General features: G+C 69.6%; 22 protein-coding genes. 20 read left to right on the top strand and 2 right to left on the bottom strand.

Annotated features, from left to right (window positions below; all coding sequences use genetic code 11):
- Window positions 1-46: 46 nt before the first annotated feature.
- The 6 genes from AC07OA_RS06140 (at window position 47) to trpS (ending at window position 9,785) form a co-directional block, all read left to right on the top strand.
- Entirely contained in the window at window positions 47-2,872 is a 2,826-nt protein-coding gene (locus AC07OA_RS06140; RefSeq protein ID WP_494662871.1) for a [protein-PII] uridylyltransferase, read from the top strand.
- A 172-nt stretch (window positions 2,873-3,044) separates the two neighbouring features.
- Window positions 3,045-3,686 (top strand): aldehyde dehydrogenase iron-sulfur subunit PaoA, encoded by a 642-nt coding sequence (gene paoA / locus AC07OA_RS06145; protein WP_494662872.1) that lies wholly within the window; start codon window positions 3,045-3,047, stop codon window positions 3,684-3,686.
- The gene (locus AC07OA_RS06150) at window positions 3,683-4,633 is read left to right on the top strand and encodes an FAD binding domain-containing protein (protein ID WP_494662873.1); all 951 of its coding nucleotides are present in this window, start codon (window positions 3,683-3,685) and stop codon (window positions 4,631-4,633) included. The genes paoA and AC07OA_RS06150 overlap by 4 nt, the downstream gene beginning before the upstream one ends.
- 4 nt (window positions 4,634-4,637) lie before the next feature.
- Window positions 4,638-6,836 (top strand): aldehyde oxidoreductase molybdenum-binding subunit PaoC, encoded by a 2,199-nt coding sequence (paoC, locus tag AC07OA_RS06155; RefSeq protein ID WP_494662874.1) that lies wholly within the window; start codon window positions 4,638-4,640, stop codon window positions 6,834-6,836.
- Between the two features lie 111 nt (window positions 6,837-6,947).
- A complete protein-coding gene (murJ, locus tag AC07OA_RS06160; RefSeq protein WP_494662875.1) occupies window positions 6,948-8,585 on the top strand; it encodes a murein biosynthesis integral membrane protein MurJ in 1,638 nt (545 codons plus the stop codon).
- A gap of 165 nt (window positions 8,586-8,750) precedes the next feature.
- A complete protein-coding gene (gene trpS, locus AC07OA_RS06165; protein WP_494662876.1) occupies window positions 8,751-9,785 on the top strand; it encodes a tryptophan--tRNA ligase in 1,035 nt (344 codons plus the stop codon).
- A 10-nt stretch (window positions 9,786-9,795) separates the two neighbouring features.
- Here the strand turns inward: trpS and AC07OA_RS06170 are convergent, their stop codons facing one another.
- Both AC07OA_RS06170 and AC07OA_RS06175 read right to left on the bottom strand, forming a co-directional pair.
- The gene (locus AC07OA_RS06170; protein WP_494662877.1) at window positions 9,796-10,599 is read right to left on the bottom strand and encodes a class I SAM-dependent methyltransferase; all 804 of its coding nucleotides are present in this window, start codon (window positions 10,597-10,599) and stop codon (window positions 9,796-9,798) included.
- A gap of 73 nt (window positions 10,600-10,672) precedes the next feature.
- Window positions 10,673-11,947: a cytochrome P450 gene (locus AC07OA_RS06175; RefSeq protein ID WP_494662878.1), complete on the bottom strand. Its 1,275-nt coding sequence runs from the start codon at window positions 11,945-11,947 to the stop codon at window positions 10,673-10,675.
- Between the two features lie 120 nt (window positions 11,948-12,067).
- Between AC07OA_RS06175 and AC07OA_RS06180 the strand changes: the two genes are divergently transcribed.
- The 14 genes from AC07OA_RS06180 (at window position 12,068) to metK (ending at window position 23,518) form a co-directional block, all read left to right on the top strand.
- A complete protein-coding gene (locus AC07OA_RS06180) occupies window positions 12,068-12,637 on the top strand; it encodes a NifU family protein (protein WP_494662879.1) in 570 nt (189 codons plus the stop codon).
- A 99-nt stretch (window positions 12,638-12,736) separates the two neighbouring features.
- Window positions 12,737-13,324, top strand: coding sequence for a malonic semialdehyde reductase (locus tag AC07OA_RS06185; RefSeq protein WP_494662880.1), 588 nt, complete (start codon window positions 12,737-12,739; stop codon window positions 13,322-13,324).
- A gap of 141 nt (window positions 13,325-13,465) precedes the next feature.
- On the top strand, window positions 13,466-14,101 hold the full coding sequence (locus AC07OA_RS06190) for a DUF1131 family protein (RefSeq protein ID WP_494662881.1): 636 nt from the start codon (window positions 13,466-13,468) through the stop codon (window positions 14,099-14,101).
- Between the two features lie 5 nt (window positions 14,102-14,106).
- A complete protein-coding gene (locus AC07OA_RS06195) occupies window positions 14,107-14,760 on the top strand; it encodes a DUF1131 domain-containing protein (protein WP_494662882.1) in 654 nt (217 codons plus the stop codon).
- Between the two features lie 11 nt (window positions 14,761-14,771).
- Window positions 14,772-15,413 carry a tRNA (adenosine(37)-N6)-threonylcarbamoyltransferase complex dimerization subunit type 1 TsaB gene (gene tsaB, locus AC07OA_RS06200; protein WP_494662930.1) on the top strand — a complete coding sequence of 214 codons (642 nt, stop codon included), beginning with the start codon at window positions 14,772-14,774 and terminating at the stop codon, window positions 15,411-15,413.
- A complete protein-coding gene (locus tag AC07OA_RS06205; RefSeq protein ID WP_494662883.1) occupies window positions 15,410-15,862 on the top strand; it encodes a GNAT family N-acetyltransferase in 453 nt (150 codons plus the stop codon). The genes tsaB and AC07OA_RS06205 overlap by 4 nt, the downstream gene beginning before the upstream one ends.
- A 52-nt stretch (window positions 15,863-15,914) precedes the next feature.
- Window positions 15,915-16,322 (top strand): Fur family transcriptional regulator, encoded by a 408-nt coding sequence (locus AC07OA_RS06210; RefSeq protein WP_494662884.1) that lies wholly within the window; start codon window positions 15,915-15,917, stop codon window positions 16,320-16,322.
- Between the two features lie 61 nt (window positions 16,323-16,383).
- On the top strand, window positions 16,384-17,736 hold the full coding sequence (gene miaB / locus AC07OA_RS06215; RefSeq protein ID WP_494662885.1) for a tRNA (N6-isopentenyl adenosine(37)-C2)-methylthiotransferase MiaB: 1,353 nt from the start codon (window positions 16,384-16,386) through the stop codon (window positions 17,734-17,736).
- Complete coding sequence (locus AC07OA_RS06220; RefSeq protein WP_494662886.1) at window positions 17,733-18,677, top strand: PhoH family protein; 945 nt, start codon at window positions 17,733-17,735, stop codon at window positions 18,675-18,677. Before miaB ends, AC07OA_RS06220 begins: the two co-directional genes overlap by 4 nt.
- Before the next feature lie 18 nt (window positions 18,678-18,695).
- A complete protein-coding gene (ybeY, locus tag AC07OA_RS06225; protein WP_494662931.1) occupies window positions 18,696-19,166 on the top strand; it encodes an rRNA maturation RNase YbeY in 471 nt (156 codons plus the stop codon).
- An 11-nt stretch (window positions 19,167-19,177) separates the two neighbouring features.
- Window positions 19,178-20,104, top strand: coding sequence for a hemolysin family protein (locus AC07OA_RS06230; RefSeq protein ID WP_494662887.1), 927 nt, complete (start codon window positions 19,178-19,180; stop codon window positions 20,102-20,104).
- Window positions 20,101-21,678: an apolipoprotein N-acyltransferase gene (lnt, locus tag AC07OA_RS06235; RefSeq protein WP_494662888.1), complete on the top strand. Its 1,578-nt coding sequence runs from the start codon at window positions 20,101-20,103 to the stop codon at window positions 21,676-21,678. Before AC07OA_RS06230 ends, lnt begins: the two co-directional genes overlap by 4 nt.
- Before the next feature lie 47 nt (window positions 21,679-21,725).
- Complete coding sequence (locus AC07OA_RS06240; RefSeq protein WP_494662889.1) at window positions 21,726-22,160, top strand: helix-turn-helix domain-containing protein; 435 nt, start codon at window positions 21,726-21,728, stop codon at window positions 22,158-22,160.
- A gap of 134 nt (window positions 22,161-22,294) precedes the next feature.
- Window positions 22,295-23,518 carry a methionine adenosyltransferase gene (metK, locus tag AC07OA_RS06245; RefSeq protein ID WP_494662890.1) on the top strand — a complete coding sequence of 408 codons (1,224 nt, stop codon included), beginning with the start codon at window positions 22,295-22,297 and terminating at the stop codon, window positions 23,516-23,518.
- Window positions 23,519-23,582 lie beyond the last annotated feature (64 nt).

The following is a 23,582-nucleotide window of genomic DNA, read 5'->3' on the forward strand; positions in this document are numbered from 1 at the left end:
GCTCAAAGAGTTCGACGGCCGCGTTTGGGAACCCCATATAGTCGCCATGCCCCGCCGTCTTCGCCCCACCCCGCTGGAACACGTCGTCGACGGACACGCCCTGCGCGCGCGCCTGTCGGCCGCCGCCCTCGACCTGATCGGCGACGAGGCGGGCCAGCGCGCTCGCGCCATCGAGATCCTGAAACAGGCCCTGTTTCGCGGCCGGATGATCGCCAAGGAGCGGCTGGAGAACGGGGCCGGGGGCCTCGAGACGGCCCGCCTGCTCAGTGGCGTCACCGACGAGGTGATCACCGCCCTCTACGACTTCACCACCGTCCACGTGTTCCGGGCCCGCAATCCCACCGAGGGCGAGCGCCTGTGCCTGCTGGCCGTGGGCGGCTACGGCCGCCGCACCCTGGCGCCGTTCTCGGACATCGATCTGCTGTTCCTGCGGCCCTACAAGCAGACGCCGCACGCCGAGAGCGTGATCGAGTTCATGCTCTATGCGCTGTGGGACCTGGGCTTCAAGGTGGGCCACGCCTCGCGGACCATCGAGGAATGCGTGCGGCTGTCGAAGGAAGACTTCACGATCCGCACCTCGATCCTGGAGGCCCGCCGCCTGACCGGCGACGAGCGCCTGGGCGAGGAGCTCAAGAAGCGCTTCCGCGACGACGTCATGAAGGGCACCGGCGCCCAGTTCGTGGCCGCCAAGCTCAAGGAGCGCGACGACCGCCAGGCCCGGGCCGGGGCCAGCCGCTACATGGTCGAGCCCAACGTCAAGGAAGGCAAGGGCGGCCTGCGCGACCTGCACACCCTGATGTGGATCGCCGAATATCTGCACCCGGTCGACCGCCCCGAGGACGTCTTCAAGCTGGAGGTGTTCGACCGGCGCGAGGCCAAGGGCTTCATCCGCGCCTTCGACTTCCTGCACGCGGTGCGCGCCCACCTGCACTTCGCCACCGGCCGGCCCGAAGAGCGCCTGACCTTCGACCTGCAGCCCGAGATCGCCCGCCGCATGGGCTATGGCGACCGGGGCGACGCGCCCGCCGTCGAGCGCTTCATGCGCCGCTACTTCCTGGTGGCCAAGGAGGTCGGGGCCCTGACCCGCGCCTTCTCGGCCAAGCTGGAGGCCGAGCACTTCAAGCACGAGCCCAAGGGCATCTCCCGCTTCCTGCCGGGCGGCGGCAAGCCCAAGCGCAAGGCCCTGGACGTGGCCGGCTTCTACGAGGACGGCGGCCGTCTGAACATCGACGGGCCGCAGGTGTTCGAGGCCGATCCCGTCAATCTGATCCGGCTGTTCAAGACCGCCGACGAGCGGGACCTGGATCTGCACCCCGACGCCTTCACGGCGGTGACCCGCAACCTGCACCTGATCACGTCCAAGGTCCGCCGTGACCCGCAGGCCACCCGGGCGTTCCTGGACCTGCTGGCTTACGGCAAGCGCAGCTACCGCACCCTGACCCTGATGAACGACGCCGGCGTGCTGGGCCGCTTCATCCCGGAGTTCGGCCGGGTCGTGGCCCAGATGCAGTTCAACATGTACCACTCCTACACGGTGGACGAGCACACCCTGCGGGCCGTGGGGCTGATCGGCGACATGGCCGCGGGGCGCCTGGTGGACGACCACCCGCTGGCCGTGTCGATCATGCCGCTGATCGAGGACCGCGAGGCCCTGTTCCTGGCCATGCTGCTGCACGACACCGGCAAGGGCGGGGTGGGCGGCCAGGAGAAGGCTGGGGCCCGCAGCGCCCGCAGCGCCTGCGAACGCCTGGGCGTCGATCGCGCCAAGGTCGAGCTGGTGGCCTGGCTGGTCGAGAACCATCTGGTCATGAGCGACTTCGCCCAGAAGCGCGACGTGGCCGATCCCGGCACCGTGGCCGCCTTCGCCCGCATCGTCGAGAACCCCGAGCGCCTGCGCCTGCTGCTGGTCATCACCGTGGCCGATATCCGGGCGGTGGGTCCGGGCGTGTGGAATGGCTGGAAGGGCCAGCTGCTGCGCGAGCTCTACAACGCCACCGAGGCCGTCTTCCGGGGCGGGCGCGGCAGCGACGCCGCCGCCAGCGTCCAGCGCCACCAGGAGGCGGCTGCCGAGCAGGCGCGCCTGGCCCTGGTCGAGGCCGACCCCGCCGCCAAGGGCTGGGCCCAGGCCATGGAAGCGGCCTATTTCGGCGCCTTCTCGCAGGACGACCTGAAAGCCCACGCCGAACTGGCCCGTCGCGCGGCGATCCAGGGCGGAGCCGCCGCCGAGGGCCGGGTGCCCACGGGCGCCAACGCCGCCGAGATCGTCATCGCCGCCAAGGACCGGCGCGGCCTGTTCGCCGACCTGGCCCTGGCTATCTCCTCGCTGGGCGGCAATGTCGTCGGGGCCCGGGTCTTCACCTCCCGCCAGGGCCAGGCCCTGGACGTCTTCCATGTGCAGGACGTGACCGGCGCGGCCCTGGGCTGCGAAAACCCCCGGGCCCTGCGCCGCCTGGCCGACGCCCTGGAGGCGGCCGGTCGCGGCGAGCCGATCGCGGTCGAGCCCCGGCGCGGCGGCGAGCTGTCGCGCACGGCGGCCTTCTCCATCGCCCCGTCGGTGGTGATCGACAACGAGGCCTCCAACGAGGCCACCGTGGTCGAGGCCTCGGGCCGCGACCGGCCGGGCCTGCTGCAGGCCCTGGCCCGCACCCTGGCCGACAACGGCCTGTCCATCCAGTCGGCCCACATCGACGGCTATGGCGAGCGGGCGGTCGATGCCTTCTACGTCCAGACGTCCGAGGGCGGGAAGGTGGCCGACGCCAAGAAGGTCATGGCGCTGAAGGCCGACCTGCTGGCGGCGCTTGAGCAGAACGAGGCCGGTGCGCCGAACACGCGGCCGGGGCTGAAGCGCGCGCGGGCCAGCGTCGCGCGATAGGTGGGCCGGATCGTCGGAAACCCCGGCGATTGATGAATTTCCCGCATGAGGCCATGTCGTGCGGACCCCCTAATCCAAGGCCCGGATCTCCTCTAGCCTCGCCGTTCGCACCGCAACCACCCGAACGCTCCGTCGCTTAGATAGCGGCGCGCTCGGAGGCCTGGAGGATGGGATGCTCGATCTGGATGATGTCGCCGTTTCGAGGCGGGGCCTGATGGCCGCCGGCGCGGCGGCCGCCACGCTGTCCGGCGTCCCGGCGACGGCCGGCGCCGCGGCGTCGGAGACGTTCAGCGCCCAGGTCGCCTTCGAGGTGAACGGCCGCAAGCACGCGCTGGACCTGGACACCCGCACCACCCTGCTCGACGCGCTGCGCGAGCATCTGAAGCTGACGGGCACCAAGAAGGGTTGCGACCACGGCCAGTGCGGCGCCTGCACGGTCATCGTCGAGGGTCGACGGATCAATTCCTGCCTGACCCTGGCCGTGATGCACGAGGGCGACAGCATCGTCACGATCGAAGGCCTGGGCACGCCCGACAAGCTGCATCCCCTGCAGGCGGCCTTCGTCAAGCACGACGGCTACCAGTGCGGCTACTGCACGCCCGGCCAGATCTGCTCGGCCAAGGCGGTGCTCGACGAGATCAAGGCCGGCGTGCCCAGCCACGTCAGCGCCGACCTCACCGACGCGCCGAAGGTCACCGAGGCGGAGCTGCGCGAGCGGATGAGCGGCAACATCTGTCGCTGCGGGGCCTATTCGAACATCGTCGAGGCCATAGCCGAGGTCGCGGGAAGCGCCTTCGTGGGAGAAAAGGCATGAGGGCCTTCGCCTACGAGCGCGCCCGCACGCCGGCCGAGGCCGCCGCGGCCGTGGCCCGCGATCCCGCCGCCCGCTTCATCGCCGGCGGCACCAACCTTCTGGACCTGATGAAGCTGGAGATCGAGACGCCCCACCGGCTGATCGACGTCAACGGCCTGAAGCTCGACAGGATCGAGGCGACCCCGGACGGCGGGCTGCGGATCGGCGCCCTGGTGCGCAACACCGACCTGGCGTCCGACAAGCGGGTGCGCGAGGACTACGGCGTCCTGTCGCGCGCCCTGCTGGCGGGCGCCTCGGGCCAGCTGCGCAACAAGGCCACCACCGCCGGCAACCTGCTGCAGCGGACCCGGTGCCCGTATTTCTACGACACCAACATGCCCTGCAATAAGCGCCGGCCCGGCGCGGGCTGTTCGGCCATCGGCGGCTTCACCCGGTCGCTGGCGGTGCTGGGGGCCAGCGAGGCCTGCATCGCGACCCACCCCAGCGACATGGCCGTGGCGATGCGCGTGCTCGACGCCGAGGTCGAGACCGTCCGTCCGGACGGGGCGACCCGGGTCATTCCCATCGCCGACTTCCACCGGCTGCCGGGAAACACCCCGCACGTGGAGACGGCCCTCGCGCCCGGCGAGCTGATCACCGCCGTCACCCTGCCCAAGCCGGTCGGCGGCGCGCACGCCTATCACAAGGTGCGGGACCGGGCCTCCTATGCCTTCGCCCTGGTCTCGGTGGCGACGATCCTGCGCAAGGACGGCTCGGGGCGCGTGGCCCTGGGCGGCGTGGCGCACAAGCCCTGGCGGGTCGAGGCCGCCGAAGCGGAGATGCCGAGGGGCGCCAAGGCCGTGACCGCCGGCCTGCTCGCCGGCGCCCGCACCACCCCGCAGAACGCCTTCAAGCTGACCTTGGCCGAGCGCGCCCTGGGCGCGGCGATGGCGCAGGCGAAGGGCTGATCCGATGAAGTTCGACACGCCCGCCACCACCAATCCGATCGACCAGCTGAAGATCATCGGCAAGCCGACCGATCGCATCGACGGTCCGCGCAAGACCACCGGTACGGCCCCCTATGCCTATGAACGGCACGGCGACCTGCCCGACATCGCCTACGGCTACGTGCTGGGGGCGGCGATCGCCAAGGGCCGGATCTCGGCGATGGACGTCTCCCGCGCCAAGGCCGCGCCCGGCGTGCTGACCATCGTCACGGCCCAGACCGCCGGCAAGCTGGCCAAGGGCCAGTTCAACACCGCCGACCTGCTGGGCGGGCCGCAGGTCCAGCACTACCACCAGGCCGTCGCCCTGGTGGTGGCGGAGACCTTCGAGCAGGCCCGCGCCGCCGCCGCCCTGATCAAGGTCGACTATGTCCGCGACAAGGGAAGCTTCGACCTGGCCTCGGTCAAGGACGCGGTGGTCGCGCCCGAGAAGGGCGATCCCGACACGGCCGTCGGCGATTTCGCCGCCGCCTTCGCCGCCGCGCCGGTCACGGTGGACGAGACCTACACCACGCCCGACCACGCCCACGCCATGATGGAGCCGCACGCCTCGATCGCGGCCTGGAAGGGCCAGAAGCTGACCCTGTGGACCTCGAACCAGATGATCGCCTGGGGCGCCGGTGACGTGGCCAAGACGCTGGGGATGAAGAAGGAGGACGTCCGGCTGGTCTCGCCCTTCATCGGCGGCGGCTTCGGCGGCAAGCTGTTCGTGCGGGCCGACGCGATCCTGGCCGCCCTGGGCGCCAAGGCTGCGGGACGACCGGTGAAGGTGGCCCTGCAGCGGCCGCTGATGTTCAACAACACCACCCACCGGCCCGCCACCATCCAGCGCGTCCGCCTAGGCGCGACTCGAGACGGCAGGATCACGGCCATCGGCCACGAGAGCTGGTCGGGCGACCTGCCCGGCGGCGGGCTGGAAACGGCCGTCCAGCAGACCCGGCTGCTCTATGCCGGCGAGAACCGCATGACCCGGATGCGCCTGGCCACCCTGGACCTGCCCGAGGGCAACGCCATGCGCGCGCCCGGCGAGGCGCCGGGGCTGATGGCGCTGGAGATCGCCATCGACGAGATGGCCGAGAAGCTGAACCTCGACCCGGTCCAGTTCCGCATCCTCAACGACACCCAGGTGGATCCGGAAAAGCCCGCCCGCCCGTTCTCGCAGCGGCGCCTGGTCGAGTGCCTGCGCACCGGCGCGGACAGGTTCGGCTGGGACAAGCGCGCGGCGCGCCCCGGCCAGGTCCGCGACGGCCGCTGGCTGGTCGGCATGGGCGTGGCGGCGGCGTTCCGCAACAATCTGGTGATGAAGTCGGCGGCCCGCGTGCGTCTGGAAAGTTCGGGCTGGATCGTCGTCGAGACCGACATGACCGACATCGGCACGGGCTCGTACACGATCATCGCCCAGACCGCCGCCGAGATGATGGGCGTCCCGCTGCGCCAGGTGGACGTCAGGCTGGGCGACTCGACCTTCCCCGTCTCGGCCGGTTCCGGCGGCCAGTGGGGCGCCAACAGCTCGACCGCGGGCGTCTACGCGGCCTGCGTGAAGCTGCGCGAAGCGGTGGCGACGAAGCTGGGCCTGGATCCCGCCACGGCGGTGTTCTCGGACGGCCAGGTGACGGTTGGCGCCCGGAGCCTGCCGCTGGCCCGGGCGGCGGCGGACGCGCCCGTCGTCGCCGAGGACTTCATGGAATACGGCGACCTGGCCAAGACCCACCAGCAGTCGACCTTCGGCGGCCACTTCGTCGAGGTGGGCGTCGACGCCTTCACGGCCGAGATCCGGGTGCGCCGGATGCTGGCCGTCTGCGCCGCCGGCCGGATCCTGAACCCGAAGGCGGCCCGCAGCCAGGTGATCGGGGCCATGACCATGGGGGCCGGCGCGGCCCTGATGGAGGAGCTGGTCGTCGACAAGCGCATGGGTTTCTTCGTCAATCACGACCTGGCCGGCTACGAGGTGCCGGTGCACGCCGACATCCCGCACCAGGAGGTGATCTTCCTGGACGAGACCGATCCGATGTCGTCGCCGATGAAGGCCAAGGGCGTGGGGGAGCTGGGCATCTGCGGCGTGGCCGCCGCCGTGGCCAACGCGATCCACAACGCCACCGGCGTGCGCGTGCGCGACTATCCGGTGACGCTGGACAAGCTGATCGAGGCGCTTCCCACGGTCGCCTGAGGGCTCTGGCGAAGGCGCGGGCGCGAGCCCGCGCCGTCTGCATGGAAAATCCTCGGCTTCCGCCGCGCGCCCTCGCTTGACGGCCCACCGTCCAGCGCCCAGAAGCCGTTCGTGACCGACATCGCGCCCCCCGAAAAAGCCCCGACCGACGCCGCTCCCGCCAAGAAGGGCGGAGGGCTGCTGAAGTCGTCGATGATCTATTCCGGCCTGACCCTGGTCAGCCGGTTCATGGGTTTCGCCCGGGACCTGGCGGTCTCGTACCGGATGGGGGCCAGCGCCACCCCGGCGGCCGACGCCTACAACGCGGCGCTCGCCTTCCCCAACCTCTTCCGCCGGTTCTTCGCCGAGGGAGCCTTCGCCGCCGCCTTCGTGCCGGCCTACGCCAAGTCGCTGCAGCGCGACGGCGAGGAGAAGGCCGACATCCTGGCCGCCGACGCCATGGCCACCCTGGCGGCCTCGACCATCATCATCACGGTGATCTGCCAGCTGGCCATGCCCTGGCTGATGATGCTGATCAGCCCCGGCTTCGGCTGGGGCACCGAGAAGTACAAGCTGGCGGTGCTGCTGACCCAGATCACCATGCCCTACCTGCCGTGCATGGCCATCGTCGCCCACCTGTCGGGGGTGCTGAACGCCCGCGACCGCTTCATCCTGTCGGCCGGAGCGCCGATCCTGCTCAACATCTTCACCCTGGCCTTCATCCTGCCCCAGACCAGCGCCGTCGGCGCGGCGACCTGGGGCTCGGCGGGGGTGGTGGTGGCGGGCGTCGCCCAGGCGGCCCTGCTGACCTGGGGCGTCAACAAGTCCGGCGCCAAGGTGCACTGGCGGCTGCCGCGCCTGACGCCGGAGGTGCGCGAGCTGATCGGCAAGGCCATCCCGGGGGCGCTCGCGGCCAGCGCCACCCAGGTCAACATCTTCATCTCCGGGAACCTCGCCAGCCACGTGCCCGGCGGCCGCTCCTGGCTGGCCACCGCCGACCGCCTCTATCAGCTGCCCCTGGGCCTGGTGGGCGTGGCCATCGGCGTGGCCCTGCTGCCGCGCCTGTCGCGGGCGGTGAACACCGGCGACGGCGACGACGCCCAGAGCGCCATGGACCAGGCCATCACCCTGGCCATGGCCCTGACCATCCCCGCCGCCGCGGCCCTGGTCGCCATGCCCGGCTTCCTGTCGGACGCCCTCTACACCCGGGGCGAGTTCACCAGCTTCGACGCCAGCCAGACGGCCTCGGCCCTGTTCTTCTACGGCCTGGGCACCCCGGCCTTCGTGCTGCAGCAGCTCTATTCGCGGGCCTTCTTCGCGCGCGGCGACACCAAGAGCCCGATGCGCTACGCCCTGATCTCGGTGGCGATGAACATCGGCCTGGGCATCGTGCTGTTCAACCTGATCGGGGTGAAGGGCATCGCGGCGGCCACCGCCGTGGCCTCGTGGATCAATGTGGGCCAGATGGCCTGGGGCCTGTCGCGCAAGGGCCACTACAACCCCTCGCTCTCGACCTGGTCGCGGGTGACCCGCATCCTGGCGGCCAGCGTCGCCATGGGCGGGGCGCTGGCGGCGGCCTCGCACTGGCGGCCGCTGATCGAGGCCCCGCTGCGCGAGCTGGGCCTGCGCGGCCACACCCTGGGCGCCAAGGAGCTGGCCCTGGTGCTGACCGTGCTGGTCGGCGGGGCGCTCTATCCGCCGCTGGTCCTGCTGTTCGGCGGGGTGACCCCGGCGGAGGTCAAGGGTCTGCTGCGGCGGGGCAAGGCCTAGAGTCTTGCCCTCGCGGCCTTGGCCCGGTAACGAGCGTGCATGGCTTCGATCGGTTCTTCCGCGCCGCGATGGCGCAGCTTCCTCTGACCTCGATCGCCGCGTCGTGCACGCGGTTCGCGCAATCGCGCCCTCGCCATACCGCTTTCAAGTTCCAAGGCTGAAGCCATGACCGACCACACCCCTGTTCCCTACACGGGCCCCACCCGCGTGCTCTCCGGCGTCCAGCCGTCCGGCGCCCTGCACCTGGGCAACTATCTGGGCGCCCTGGTGAAGTTCGCCCGCCTGCAGCACGAGATGGACACCTTCATCTTCGTGGCCGACCTGCACGCCATCACCGTCTGGCAGGACCCGGCCCTGCTGGCCCAGCAGACCCGCGAGATCGCCGCCGCCTATCTGGCCGCGGGCCTGGACCCGAAGAAGGCCACCATCTTCCCGCAGTCGGCGGTGCGCGAGCATTCGGAACTGGCCTGGATCTTCCAGTGCACGGCCCGCCTCGGCTGGCTCGACCGCATGACCCAGTTCAAGGAAAAGAGCGGCAAGCACAAGGAGCGCTCGAGCGTGGGCCTCTACACCTATCCGGTGCTGCAGGCCGCCGACATCCTGGTCTACAAGGCCACCCACGTGCCGGTGGGCGAGGACCAGAAGCAGCACCTGGAACTGACCCGCGACATCGCCGGCAAGTTCAACCACGACTTCGGGGTTCCGGCCTACTTCCCGCAGCCCGAGCCCCTGATCCAGGGTCCCGGCGCCCGGGTGATGAGCCTGCGCGACGGCTCGGCCAAGATGAGCAAGTCCGACCCGTCGGACTACAGCCGCATCAACCTGACCGACGACGCCGACGCCATCGCCGGCAAGGTCAAGAAGGCCCGCACCGATCCGGAACCGCTGCCGGAAACGCTGGAAGAGCTCTCCGCCCGCGCCGAGGCCGACAACCTGGTCGGCATCTTCGCGGCGCTGGCCGGCCGGACCAAGGCCGAGGTGCTGGCCGAGTACGCCGGCAAGGGCTTCGGAACCTTCAAGCCGGCCCTGGCCGAGCTGGCGGTCGAGAAGCTGGCCCCGGTGGGCGAGACCATGCGCCGCTATCTGGCCGACCCGGCCGAGATCGACGCCATCCTCAAGGCCGGCGCCGAGCGGGCCTCGGAAGTCGCGGCCCCGACCGTGGCCGAGGTCAAGAAGCTGGTCGGCTTCTGGGGCGCCTGACGCCCGCCGTTCAGCCCCGCCGTCGCAGGACGGCGGTGGCCTGGACGGGCGTCTGGGTGTTTCCGGGCTGGATCTCCAGCACCTCGAACCGCGCGTCCGCCAGCTGCGTGAAATAGCGCCGGCTGGTCCAGGACGACATGTAGTTCGAACCTTCCAGCGCGTTGTTCAGCACCAGATAGTCCTGGGTCTCCAGGGCGTCGGCCACGCCGGGCGGGCCCCAGGCGCGCGCATAGTCCTCGTCGTGGAAGGTCAGCAGGGCCAGGCCCCCGGGCCGCAGGACGCGGGCCACCTCGGCCAGCCAGGCCTGGGCGGCGGTCTCGCGCAGGTGGGTCAGCACCGAATAGGCGTAGACGAGGTCCTTGGAGCCGGCCGCCAGCCGCGCCGGCGGTTTCAGGCGATTGACCAGATAGCGTCCCGGCAGGTTGGCCTCGCACCAGGCGACCAGGCGCGGATTGATGTCGCTGCCGTGGAACGACCCGCCCGCCGCCGTGACGTCCGGCGCCATCCAGCGGGCGATGCGGCCGCAGCCGCAACCCAGGTCCCAGACGTCCAGAGGCTTGGCGGGGTCCAGGCCGTGGGCGCGAGCCAGGGCCATGAACCTTTCCGCGTCGGCCTGGCCGCGCTCGGAAAACCAGACAGGATCGGGCGTGCCGCCGATCACCACCCGCAGCTCGGCCGGGGGCATGGGGCGTCCGTCGTCGAGGGTCTCGTGCGGCGCCTGGGCGATCCGCCGCTCCTGGCGACGGTGGAACACGCCGATCAGGCCGGAAATCTCCAGCCCGCGATGAACCACGCGGCGCAGCTGTTGTCGCATGGATCGAATCCCCAAGGCGGCCTGACCGTCGAACGCCATACACCGACCCGGCGGCCAGGCGAACGGCGCAGGATCACAGCCGTTCGGGAATCCGCACCGGCAGGCTCTCGTAGCCCTTCACGAAGGCCGAATAGACCCGCTTGGGCTCGCCCATCACCTCGATCCTGGGGAAGCGCTTGAGGATCTCCTCCCAGATGATCTTCAGCTGCAGCTCGGCCAGGCGGTTGCCCACGCAGCGGTGGATGCCGAAGCCGAACGACAGGTGGCGGCGGGCCTGGGGCCGGTCGATGATGAAGGCGTTCGGGTTTTCGATGACCGTATCGTCGCGGTTGCCCGAGACGTACCACATCACCACCTTGTCGCCGGCCTTGATGGTCTTGCCCGACAGCTCGAAGTCTTCCTTGGCCGTGCGGCGCATATAGGCCAGGGGCGTCTGCCAGCGGATGATCTCCGAGACCATGTTGGGGATCAGCGACGGGTCGGCCCGGAGCTTCTTCTCCTGGTCGGGGTTCTGGCTGAGGGCCAGCAGGCCGCCGGTGATCGAGTTGCGGGTGGTGTCGTTGCCGCCGACGATCAGCAGGATGATGTTGCCCAGATATTCCAGCGGCGGCATGTCCCGCGTCGCCTCGCCATGGGCCAGCATCGAGATCAGGTCGTTGCCCGGCTCGGTGGAATTGACCCGCTGGTTCCACAGCTCGGTGAAATAGGCCAGGCACTCCATCAGCTCGGCCCGGCGCTGTTCCTCGGTGTCGACGATACCGGCGCCCGGCACGGCGGTGGAGACGTCCGACCAGCGGGTCAGCTTGCGGCGTTCCTCCCAGGGGAAGTCGAACAGGGTGGCCAGCATCTGGGTGGTCAGCTCTATCGACACCTTGTCGACCCAGTCGAAGGTCTCGCCGATGGGCAGGCTGTCCAGGATCCCGCCCACCCGCTCACGGATTGTGCCTTCCAGCAGCGCCAGGTTCACCGGCGAGACGATCGGGCTGACGGTCTTGCGCTGAATGTCGTGCTTGGGCGGGTCCATCGCGATGAACATCGGCAGGACGAAGTCCTCGTCGAAGTTGCGGATGGTGATGCCGCCGAAGCTGCTATCCGACGAGAACACCTGGTGAGTGGTGTCGACGGTCATGATGTCGTTATAGCGAGTGATCGACCAGTACGGCCCGTGCTCGCTGTCGGCGCAGTAGTGGACCGGGTCCTCGGCCCGCAGGCGCTCGAAATAGGGCCAGTGGGCGTCGGCCGCGAACAGGGCCGGGTCGGCGACGTCGATCTGTTCCAGGGGCATGGAATAGGCCTTGGCCCGCGCCGCGTCCCGCTCGCCCGACAGGTCGATGGCTCCGTCGCTCATGGCGACCTCCCTTGAAACGTTTGTTTTGACGATGGAGCCATAACGCGGTTCGTTTGTCACGATGACGCTAAGGGCAGGCGCCCTCTTGTCCTGGGGGCGTCACGGGTCCATCTGTCCGGCATGTTCATCCAGACCGAAACCACGCCCAATCCCGAGGTCCTGAAGTTCCTGCCCGGCCGCGAAGTGCTGGGCGAGGGTGCGCGGGAGTTCCGGACGATGGAGGAAGGCGACGCCTCGCCCCTCGCCGAAGCCCTGTTCCGCCTGGGCGACGTCGACCGGGTCTTCTTCGGTCCCGACTTCCTGACGGTCACCAAGGCCGAGGGCGCCGAATGGCCGCACCTGAAGGCGCCGATCCTGGCCGCCATCATGGACCACTTCACCAGCGGCCGGCCCCTGCTGCTGGATCAGGCCGAAAGCGGCCACGACGAGGACGGCGTCTATGACGACGATGCCGCCCAGATCGTCGCCGAGATCAAGGACCTGCTGGACACCCGCATCCGCCCGGCCGTGGCCCAGGACGGCGGCGACATCGTGTTCTCAAAGTTCGAACCCGCCACCGGCGTGGTGTGGCTGCACATGCGCGGCGCCTGCTCGGGCTGTCCGTCTTCGTCGGCCACGCTGAAGGCCGGGGTCGAGAACATGCTCAAGCACTATGTGCCCGAAGTGACCCGGGTCGAGCAGACGCTCTAGGGCCTTGGAGAAAAACTCGGCCGCCAGCCGCTTGCGGGCGGTAGGTTGAGCGCATACTGTAACCATACAAGTTACTGATAGCGCACTTGAGGATTGCTCATGGCCAAGCTCGCCGATCCGGCTCTCGCCCAACTGTTCACCGAAGCTCGCAGCCGCAACGGCTGGAGCGACCAGCCCATCCCCGAGCCGGTGCTGCGCGAGCTGTACGACCTGGTGAAGTTTGGCCCGACCGCGGCCAACACCACCCCGGCCCGCTTCATCTTCGTCCAGAGCGACGAAGCCAAGGCCAAGCTGGCGGCCCTGTCGTCGGGCACGAACGGCGCCAAGATCCTGAAGGCGCCGGTCACGGTGATCATCGGCTACGACCTGGACTTCCCCGAGACCCTGGACCGCCTGTTCCCCCACGCTCCCGGCGCCAAGAACTGGTTCGGCGACCCCGTGGCCAAGGAAGTCGGCGCGCTGCGCAACAGTTCGCTGCAGGGCGGCTACTTCATCCTGGCGGCCAGGGCCCTGGGCCTGGACGTCGGTCCGATGTCGGGCTTCGACAACGCCGGCGTCGACGCCGAGTTCTTCGCGGGCACCAACATCAAGTCCAACTTCATCGCCTCGATCGGCTACGGCACCGACGAGAACCTGTTCGCCCGCAGCCCGCGCCTGGCCTTCGAGGAAGCCGCGAAGATCATCTAGAAAACGACTGTCATCCCGGAAGCGGCGCAGCCGCTATCCGGGACCGACATGGAGCGCGGCGTTTCGGGTCGGTCCCGGATCTTCGCGCTCCGCGCTCGTCCGGGATGACATGTGCATGCGTGCACATGCTAGAACCGCCCCATGACCCAGCGCCTCGCCCTGATCGCCGCTCCGCTGCTGCTGCTCGCCGCCTGCGGCCCCGCCAAGCAAGACACCAAGGCTCCGTCGGCCGAGGTTCCGAGTTCGGGACCGGTGGCCGTGGCGGTCACCCCCTATGTCGGCGGGCCGCTGCACGTGCGCGCCGACGGCGTGGGGCCGATCACCGAGGCCACGGCCTTCGATGCCCTGACCATCACGGCCCTGTTCCCCAAGGCGGTGGTCAAGAGCGCCTTCATCCACGCCGGCGAAGGCCCGCCCGGACCGATCATCACGGTGGAGCAGGACAACGTCCCGCTGCTGGAGATCGGCAAGGGCCCCGAGGGCGGGATCGGCGAAATCCGCCTGGCCGGTGGGCCCGTGCAGGGCCCCAAGGGCGAAGCCCTGCTCAGCAAATTCGGCGACCTCGGCTTCGACATCGCCCAGTGCCGCGCCGGTTCGGGCCGCACCGTCAACCAGACCATCTGCGTGCGCCCCGAGGCGCCGACCGTCTCCTACGTGTTCGGCGTGCCGGGCTGGACGAGCGGCGGCCTGCCGCCGGTCGAGACGCTGAAGGCCAAGGGCCAGCTCAACGAATTCGTCTGGCGCCCGGCCGAGAAGGCCGCCGTCGGCGCGGCCTGATCCCGATGATCCGACGTCTCTTCCTGGCCGCGCCCCTGCTGGCCCTGGCCGCCTGCGGTCCGGCCGACAAGCCCGAGGCCTCCAAGGCCGCCGCGCCCGCCGCGGCCCCGGCGCCGATCGTGGTCGTCCGCCAGACCGCCGACGGCCAGGTCGACCGCTTCACGCCCTATCAGGGCGGACCCCTGATGCTGGACGAGTTCTCGGTGGGTCCGCTGATGGCCCAGACCGAGTTCGCGCTCGACGCCGTCCAGCAGCGCTTTCCCAAGGCGAAGGTCGAGAAGGCCTTCCTGCACGAAGGTTCTGGCGAGCCGAAGCCGATCTTCACGGTCGAGCAGGGTGGGAGCGTGATCGAGGTCCAGGCCAATCCCGGAACCGACACCATCGGCGACGTCCGTGTCACCGGCGGAACCCCGCAAGGCCCGCGCGGCGAGACCCTGGGCATGCGCTGGGCCGACGCCGACATGGACTATCCGCGCTGCTGGATGGGCAAGGACCGCGACGTCCACGCCGTGATCTGCACCCAGCCCGGCGAGCCGGTGCTGCGCTACGTGTTCGGCGTGCCCGGCTGGACGGCCGATACGATGCCTTCCGAGGCGGTCCTGCGCGAGAAGGCGACCTTGCGCGAATTCCTCTGGCGCGGCGGAGCGCCCACCCAATGATCCTGTCCCCGATGATCCTGTCGATAGACACGTGCCTGGCCGCCAGCTCGGTCGCGATCCTGGACGGCGAAACCGTCCGCGCCGCTCGCAGCGAGCCGATGACCCGGGGCCACCAGGAGCGCATCGCCGTCCTGGCCCGCGAGGTCGCGGCCGAGGCGGGGGTGAAGTTCGCCGACCTGACCCGGATCGCCGTCACCGTCGGCCCCGGATCGTTCACCGGCCTGCGGGTGGGGCTGTCCTTCTCCAAGGGGCTGGCCACGGCCCTGTCGATCCCGTGCGTGGGGGTCAACACCCTGGAAGCCCTGGCGGCTTCGGTGGGGGGCAAGGGCCTGGTGGCCGGCGTGCTCGACGCCAAGATGGGGCAGGTCTATCTGCAGGTCTTCGACGGCGGCAAGGCCCTGATGGCGCCCGACGCCCTGGAGGTCGGGGTGGCCGCCGCGCGCCTGGCCGAGCTCTGGTCGGGCGGTCCCGCCACCCTGGTCGGTTCGGGCGCGCCGCTGGTGGCCGAGGTCCTGCCGGACGCCGCCGTGCTGGCCCTGGCCTGGCCGGACCCCGTCGCCGTCGCCCGCCTGGCCGCCGCTAAGTCCGCCCCCGCCCATTCGCCCCGGCCGCTCTATCTGCGCGCGCCCTACGCCGTGGCGCCCGCCGCATGATCCTGCGTCCCGTCGGGCTGGAAGCCTGCTTCGTCCTCGCCGACCTGCACGACCGCGCCTTCGACCGGCCCTGGTCGGCGGAAGAGTTCGAGACCCTGCTCAAGGGGCCCGGCGCCTTCGCGGTGCTGGGCGAGGCGGGCGAGCCTGAAGAGCCCAAGGGCTTCATCCTGTGCCGGTCCATCGCCGGCGAGGCCGAGATCCTGACCGTCGGCGTCGATCCGGTCGCCCGTCGCCGGGGCTGGGGCGCGGCCCTGGTCGAGATGGCCGCCGGCATCGCCCGGGAGACCGGCGCCTTCGAGCTGTTCCTGGAGGTGGCGGCCGACAATCTGGCCGCCATCAAGCTCTACGAGAGCACGGGTTTCGAGCGCGTGGGCCTGCGAAAAGGCTATTATCCCCATCCGGATGGGGCCAAGGACGCGGTGGTGATGCGGCGAACGCTTAACACCTAGCGTTTCAACCCCTATCTTCCGCCCGAATCTCGCTCTTTCCGGAGACGCCGCCGTGGATCGCCTCGAAAAGCTCTGCATCGAAAAGGGCATGCGCATGACCGACCAGCGCCGGGTCATCGCCCGCGTGCTGTCGTCGGCCACCGATCACCCCGATGTCGAGGAGCTGCATCGCCGCGCCCACGCCGTCGATCCGCATATCTCGATCGCCACGGTCTATCGGACCGTCCGCCTGTTCGAGGAAAGCGGCATCATCGAGCGCCACGACTTCCGCGACGGCCGCTCGCGCTACGAAGAGACGCCCGACCACCACCACGACCACCTGATCGACATGAAGACCGGCAAGGTCGTCGAGTTCGTGGACGAGGAGATCGAGGCCCTCCAGAACGCCATCGCCCGCAAGCTGGGCTATCGCCTGATCGACCACCGGCTGGAGCTCTACGGGATGCCGCTGGAGGAGTAGCGGGGCGGGGTGTGGCGCCGCTGTCCTTGCGAAAGGCCGCCCTCGCGCTCATAACGCCCCGATGAGCGAGACCCCGCAAAAGCGCCTCTATATCAAGACCTACGGCTGTCAGATGAACGTCTATGACAGCGAGCGCATGGCCGATGTCCTGCGTCCGCTGGGCTATGGCGTGGTCGACGAGCCCGAAGGGGCCGATCTGGTGGTGCTCAACACCTGCCACATCCGCGAGAAGGCCACCGAGAAGGTCTATTCGGAACTCGGCTACATCAAGCAGATGAAGGGCCGGAAAGCCGAGGCCGGCGGCAAGATGACCATCGCCGTGGCCGGGTGCGTGGCCCAGGCCGAGGGCAAGGAGATCATGCATCGCCAGCCGGCCGTCGATCTGGTGGTCGGCCCCCAGGCCTATCACCAGCTGCCCGAGCTGATCGCCCGCGCCCACCGGGCCACCGGCGAGCGCCTGAGCGCCGACTTCGCCGCCGACGAGAAGTTCGACGCCCTGCCGGCCGAACGCCACGTGACCGGCGTCACCGCCTTCCTCACCGTGCAGGAGGGCTGCGACAAGTTCTGCACCTTCTGCGTGGTGCCCTATACGCGCGGCGGGGAGTGGTCGCGGCCGCCCGAGTCCATCGAGGAGGAGGCCAAGCGCCTGGCCGACCAGGGCGTGCGCGAAGTCACCCTGCTGGGCCAGAACGTCAACGCCTATGACGGCGGCGGCATCACCCTGGCCAAGCTGGTGCGCCGCCTGGCCAAGATCCCGGGCCTGGACCGCATCCGCTACACCACCAGCCACCCGCGCGACATGGGTGACGACCTGATCGAGGCTCATGGCGAGCTGCCGCAGCTGATGCCCTATCTGCACCTGCCGGTGCAGGCGGGCAGCGACAAGATCCTCAAGGCCATGAACCGCGACCACACGGCCGAGAGCTATGTCCGCCTGATCGAGAAGATCCGCGCCGCGCGGCCCGACATCGCCATGAGCGGCGACTTCATCGTCGGCTTCCCCGGCGAGCGCGATGGCGATTTCGAAAAGACCCTGGACCTGGTCCGCGAGGTCGGCTTCGCCAGCGCCTTCTCGTTCAAATATTCGCGCCGCCCCGGCACCCCGGCCTCGGCCATGCCCGGCCAGGTGGAGGAAGCGGTCAAGGCCGAGCGCCTGGATCGCCTCAACGCCCTGCTCGACGACCAGCAGAAGGCGTTCAACGCCGCCCAGGTCGGCAAGGTCCTGCCGGTGCTGTTCGAGAAAAAAGGCCGCAACCCCGGTCAAATCGTCGGCCGCAGTCCCTATCTGCAGGCGGTGCACGCGGTGGGTTCCGAGGACCTGCTGGGCCAGATCGTTCCCGTCCGCATCGAGTCGTCGGCCAAGATGAGCCTGGGCGGCGTGCTCGAGACCCAACCTGTTTCGGAGCCCGCTTGAGCCGTACGCCTGAGTTCCTGCCCCTGTCCGACACCGCCGTCCGCGCCGTTTCCGGCCCGAGCGGCCGTCACGCCGCCCTGATCGAGGACGCCTTCAAGGTGCTGCTCGAGACCCCGGGCGGCGGGGTGAAGATCACCGGCGACGTCAAGGGCCGCGCGGGCGCCAAGCGGGCCTTGCGCGACCTGGCCGAACGCGCCGACGCCGGCGACGAGGTGGTCGAGGCCGATGTGCGCGTGGCCGTGGGCGAGGCCCAGAGCGCCGGCGGCCAGACCTCGCCCCGCGCCGTGCGCAAGGGCAATGTCTCGCCCAAGACCAAGGGCCAGGCCCGCTACATGGAAGCCATGGCGACCTATCCGCTGTGCTTCGGCCTGGGTCCCGCCGGCACCGGCAAGACCTTCCTGGCCGTGGCCCAGGGGGCGGGCATGCTGCTGCGCGGCGAGGTCGATCGCCTGATCGTCACCCGTCCCGCCGTCGAGGCCGGCGAGAAGCTGGGCTTCCTGCCGGGCGACCTGAACGAGAAGGTCGATCCCTACATGGCGCCGGTCTGGGAGGCCCTGACCGACATCATGGGCGCCGACCAGTTGCGCCGCCGCCGCGAGAAGCTGGAGATCGAGGTCGCCCCGATCGCCTTCATGCGCGGCCGCACGTTGGCGCATGCGTTCGTCATCGTCGACGAGGCCCAGAACTGCTCGCGCCTGCAGATGAAGATGGTGCTGACCCGTCTGGGCGAAGGCGCGCGGATGGTGGTGACGGGCGACCCGACCCAGGTCGACCTGCTCAATCCCCGGGACTCGGGCCTGGCCCATGCCGTGTCGATCCTCGAAGGCGTCGAGGGCGTGGCGGTGTCGCGCTTCACCTCGGCCGACGTCGTGCGCCATCCGCTGGTGGAGCGTATCGTCAAGGCCTATGACGCCGACGCCCTCCAGACCACGACCCGCTAGATGACCATCACCGTCGATATCGAGATCGAGGATGAGGCCTGGACGAAGGCCGAGCCGGACGTCGAGGCCCTGGTCTGGCGCGCCGCGCAAGCCGTGCTGGACGCCCATGAGGACATCGAGGGCAATGGCATCGTCATCCTGCTGGCCGACGACGACAGCGTCCAGGCGCTGAACCGCGACTTCCGCCAGAAGGACTACGCGACCAACGTCCTGTCCTTCCCGTCGGCTCAAGCTCCAGGGGGCAATCCGGAAGGCCAGATCGGCGACATCGCCCTGGCCTTCGGCGTCTGCCAGCGCGAAGCGGCCGAGCAGGGCAAGCCTCTTGCGCACCACTTGCAACATCTGGTGGCGCACGGGGTGCTTCATCTCTTAGGATACGACCATCAGGACGACGCGGAGGCCGAGGCCATGGAAGCGTTCGAGCGCGAGATTCTCGCGGGCTTGGACATTCCCGACCCCTATGCCGAACCGGCGTCCCCAGAGGGATAACCAAGCAGGGCATGCCCAGCGACGACCAGAGTTCCACGCCCGCCGGCCCGGCTCGCTTGAGCCGGGGCGTGCGGGCGTTCTTCCGCCGGATGCGCAGGAGCCTCGCCAAAAGCGGGCCCGCATTGTCGCCCGAGACGCGTCCGGCCGACCCGGCCCTGGCCCACGAGGTCGACATGGTCGACCAGGCCGAGGCCTTCCAGACCCTGCGGGTGGCCGACGTCATGACCCCGCGCGCCGACATCGTGGCCGTCGAGGTCTCCAGCCTGTTCGAGGCGGTGGTGGCCCAGTTCACCGAGGCCGAGCACTCGCGGATGCCGATCTATCGCGAGACCCTGGACGACCCGGTGGGGGTGATCCACGTCAAGGACGTGTTCCGCCTGCTGGCCAATGACGACAAGCGGCCCGGCCCGGCCGACCTGGTGCTATCGCGGCTCAAGCGCGAGGCGTTGTACGTGCCAGCCTCCATGCGGGCCGCCGACCTGCTGCTGCGCATGCGCACCAGCCGTATCCACATGGCCCTGGTCATCGACGAGTTCGGCGGCACCGACGGCCTGGTGACCATGGAGGACCTGATCGAGGCGGTGGTCGGCGAGATCGACGACGAGCACGACGACGCCCAGGTCTCCAGCATCGTCGAGCGGCCCGGCGGCCTCTACGAGGTCGACGCCCGCGCGCCGCTGGAGGACCTGGAGGCCGCCCTCGACCGCGACCTGGCCCCGCCGGACATGGAAGAAGACATCGACACCGTTGCCGGTCTGGTCGTGGCCCTGGCCGGCCGCGTGCCCCAGCGGGGCGAGGTGATCGCCCACCCCGCCGGCTTCGACCTGGAAGTGGTCGAGGCCGATCCGCGCCGGGTGCGCCGGGTGCGGGTGCGTCCCGTCGCCGACCTGGACGAGGCGGACGTCGTGGTCCAGCCCGGTCGCGTGGCCGCTTCGTGAAACTGCCGGCCCTGCCGAGGCTGACGCCGTGGCGCGCGCGGGGCCTGGCCCTGCTGGCGGGCCTCTTCGCCGCCCTGGCCCATCCGCCGTTCGGCTTCCTGCCGGGCCTGCTGGGCTACGCGGTCTTGCTCTGGCTGCTCGATGTCATCGACGGCCCCCGGCCCCTGCGTTCGGCCTTCTTCCGGGGCTGGCTGACGGGGCTTGCCTATTTCGGCCTGTCGACCTGGTGGATCGCCGAGGCTTTCATGGTCGACGCCGCCAACCAGGGCTGGATGGCCCCGTTCGCCGTGGCCGCCATGGCCGCGGGCCTGGCGCTCTTCTGGGGCCTGGCGGCGGTGCTCTATCGGCTGACAAGGCCCGCTGGCGTGCGCCGCGTGCTGGTGTTCGCCGGGGCCTTCGCGGCCCTGGAATGGACGCGCGGCCATGTCCTGACCGGTTTTCCCTGGAACCTGCCGGGCGAGACCTGGAAGGCCGGCTCGCCGGTGTCGCAGTTCGCCGCCGTGGTCGGCGCCTACGGCCTGACCTGGATCACCCTGGCCGTCGCCGCCGCCCCGGCCGTCTGGCGCGAGGGGCGCAAGGGGCTGGAGGCGGTGGTCGCCGCCGCGGCGGTTCTCGTGGCGCTCTATGTCGCCGGCTGGGTTCCGCTGGGTGTGACCCATGCCCAGACCGCGCCGGTGCGGGTACGCATCGTTCAGGCCGACATTCCCCAGGAGTCCAAATGGGACGCCGGGCGCTTCGCCCAGATCGTCCAGGCCTATGTCTCCCTGACGGCCAAGCCCTATGCCGGCGCGCCCGCCGACATCGTCGTCTGGCCCGAGGGCGCCCTGCCGCTGGCGATCAACGACTACATGGTCCCCGGCAGCTGGGTGCGGCAGGCCATCGTCGACGCCCTGAAGCCCGGCCAGATCCTGCTGATCGGCGGTTATCGCTACGAGGGAACGCCCGACAAGCAGGTCTATTACAACAGCCTGGTGGCCCTGCGTCGCACGGCGACCGACGTCGAGCCCGTCGGGATCTACGACAAGCACCGCCTGGTGCCGTTCGGCGAATACCTGCCCGCCGACGCCCTGCTGACCAAGCTGGGGGTCAAGAGCATGGCCCATCTGGGCGACGGCTTCGTCACGGGCCCCAAGCCCGCCCCGATGCGGATCGCGCCCAACCTGCTGGTCCAGCCGCTGATCTGCTACGAGAGCCTGTTCCCGCGCCTGGCGCAGCCGACGCCGGGCCTGCGGGCCATCGTCAACGTCTCCAACGACGCCTGGTTCGGGGTCACCTCGGGGCCGCTGCAACACCTGAACCTGGCCAGCTATCGCGCCATCGAGACGGGCCTGCCGATCATCCGCGCCACTCCCACCGGGGTGTCGGCCCTGATCGACGCGCAAGGCCGTGTCGAGGGCGACCAGCGGCTCGATCTGGGGCAGAGCGGGGTGATCGACGGCCTCGTGCCTGGGACGGTGGGTCAACCGCCCTTCGCCAAGCTGGGGCATTGGCCGTTCCTGTTGCTACTTTTGGTCTCAATGGGGGCTGCTTTTCCCCTGAGAGCAGGTCGGGGCTTGGAAAAAGCCGCGAACTGAAACAGACAAGCTTAGTTAACCGCTTTTTTCATTGAATTGACGACGGCATGAACACGACAGTTGAGCAAGATCGCCTCCCCAATCCGGTCGACCTGCACGTGGGCGCCCGCATCCGCATGCGTCGCAAGATTCTTGGCGTCAGCCAGGAACGTCTGGCCGACGACCTGGGCCTGACCTTCCAGCAGGTTCAGAAGTACGAGCGGGGCGCCAACCGCGTGAGCGCGTCCAAGCTCTACGAGATCGCCAAGAGCCTGCAGTCGTCGGTCTCGTACTTCTTCGAGGGCCTGGCCGATCCGACCGACCTGGAAGGCTTCGCCGAGAACGGCTCCGAGCAGTTCGTGCACGATTTTCTGATGACGCCGGAAGGCCTGGAACTGGCCGCCCTGTTCCCGCGCATCGGCAAGTCGCGCGTGCGCCGCCGCATCCTGGACCTCGTCCGCTCGATGGCCGAGGACATGGTCGAGGAAGAGCCCGAGGCCTGATCGGCCTCGGATCGGCTCCCGTTCGGGCGAAAGCCCGTCCGGGGCGGGTTGCGGACATAAACTTATCTTTATATGTTCCGTCTAGCCGTCGGGCAGGTCGCCCGCGCGGGCGAAGACATGTCCGGAGCTGACCCTTGAGCCGTTCTTCCTACATCTTCACCAGTGAAAGCGTTTCCGAAGGCCATCCGGACAAGGTCGCCGATCGGATCAGCGACACCGTCGTCGACGCCTTCCTGACCGCCGACCCCGAAGCCCGCGTCGCGTGCGAGACCCTGGTCACCACCAACCGCATCGTCCTGGCGGGCGAGGTGCGCGCCGGCAAGCCGGGCGGCGACAAGGCCGCCAACAAGCAACTGACCAAGGACATCCTCAAATCGCTGGAGCCCAAGGTGCGCGCCGCGATCAAGGACATCGGCTACGAGCAGAAGGGCTTCCACTGGGAGAAGGCCAAGTACTCCAACTTCCTGCACGGCCAGTCCGCCCACATCGCCCAGGGCGTCGACGCCACCGACAAGAAGGACGAGGGCGCCGGCGACCAGGGCATCATGTTCGGCTACGCCAGCACCGAGACCCCGGAGCTGATGCCGGCCACCCTGCAGTACAGCCACAATATCCTCAGCCGCCTGGCCCAGCTGCGCCACTCGGGCGAACTCTCGGAGCTCGAGCCCGACGCCAAGAGCCAGGTGACCCTGGAATACGACGCCAACGGCAAGCCTGTCCGCGTCGTCTCGATCGTGGTGTCGCACCAGCACAAGAAGAAGATCGACGGCAAGTCCGCGACCTCCAAGCGCGTGCTCGACCTGATCAAGCCGCACATCCTGCCGATCTTCCCGGACGGCCTGATCACCAAGAAGACCCAGTGGCTGGTCAACCCGACCGGCCGCTTCGAGATCGGCGGCCCGGACGGCGACGCCGGCGTGACCGGCCGCAAGATCATCGTCGACACCTACGGCGGCGCGGCTCCGCACGGCGGCGGCGCGTTCTCGGGCAAGGATCCGACCAAGGTCGACCGCTCGGCCGCCTATGCCTGCCGGTACCTGGCCAAGAACGTCGTGGCCGCGGGCCTGGCCGACCGCTGCACCATCCAGATCGCCTATGCCATCGGCGTGGCCCAGCCGGTGTCGTTCCACGTCGACCTGCACGGCACGGGCAAGGTCGATCCGGCCCAGCTGGAAAAGCTGCTGCCCCAGCTGATCGGCGGCGCCACCCCGCGCGCCATCCGCGAGCACCTGCAGCTGAACAAGCCGATCTACGCCCGCACCGCCGCCTACGGCCACTTCGGCCGCACGCCGGACAACGAGGGCGGCTTCTCGTGGGAGAAGACCGACCTGGTGTCGGAGCTGAAGGGCCTGGCGTAAGCCTCGACCTGGACCGGGGACACACGCAGGCGTGTGTCCCCGACCGCATCAACGGGCCTCGATC

The sequence above is a fragment of the Caulobacter sp. GW821-FHT09B08 genome, from assembly GCF_059418225.1.

Coding starts and splice junctions, on each gene's coding strand:
- paoA (WP_494662872.1), top strand. CDS start 3,045: ATGCTCGATCTGGATGATGTCGCCGTTTCGAGGCGGGGCCTGATGGCC.
- tsaB (WP_494662930.1), top strand. CDS start 14,772: ATGATCCTGTCGATAGACACGTGCCTGGCCGCCAGCTCGGTCGCGATC.
- miaB (WP_494662885.1), top strand. CDS start 16,384: ATGAGCGAGACCCCGCAAAAGCGCCTCTATATCAAGACCTACGGCTGT.
- AC07OA_RS06170 (WP_494662877.1), bottom strand. CDS start 10,599: ATGCGACAACAGCTGCGCCGCGTGGTTCATCGCGGGCTGGAGATTTCC.
- AC07OA_RS06180 (WP_494662879.1), top strand. CDS start 12,068: ATGTTCATCCAGACCGAAACCACGCCCAATCCCGAGGTCCTGAAGTTC.
- AC07OA_RS06185 (WP_494662880.1), top strand. CDS start 12,737: ATGGCCAAGCTCGCCGATCCGGCTCTCGCCCAACTGTTCACCGAAGCT.
- AC07OA_RS06230 (WP_494662887.1), top strand. CDS start 19,178: ATGCCCAGCGACGACCAGAGTTCCACGCCCGCCGGCCCGGCTCGCTTG.
- AC07OA_RS06205 (WP_494662883.1), top strand. CDS start 15,410: ATGATCCTGCGTCCCGTCGGGCTGGAAGCCTGCTTCGTCCTCGCCGAC.
- AC07OA_RS06150 (WP_494662873.1), top strand. CDS start 3,683: ATGAGGGCCTTCGCCTACGAGCGCGCCCGCACGCCGGCCGAGGCCGCC.
- paoC (WP_494662874.1), top strand. CDS start 4,638: ATGAAGTTCGACACGCCCGCCACCACCAATCCGATCGACCAGCTGAAG.
- AC07OA_RS06240 (WP_494662889.1), top strand. CDS start 21,726: ATGAACACGACAGTTGAGCAAGATCGCCTCCCCAATCCGGTCGACCTG.
- trpS (WP_494662876.1), top strand. CDS start 8,751: ATGACCGACCACACCCCTGTTCCCTACACGGGCCCCACCCGCGTGCTC.
- AC07OA_RS06195 (WP_494662882.1), top strand. CDS start 14,107: ATGATCCGACGTCTCTTCCTGGCCGCGCCCCTGCTGGCCCTGGCCGCC.
- AC07OA_RS06190 (WP_494662881.1), top strand. CDS start 13,466: ATGACCCAGCGCCTCGCCCTGATCGCCGCTCCGCTGCTGCTGCTCGCC.
- AC07OA_RS06175 (WP_494662878.1), bottom strand. CDS start 11,947: ATGAGCGACGGAGCCATCGACCTGTCGGGCGAGCGGGACGCGGCGCGG.
- AC07OA_RS06140 (WP_494662871.1), top strand. CDS start 47: ATGCCCCGCCGTCTTCGCCCCACCCCGCTGGAACACGTCGTCGACGGA.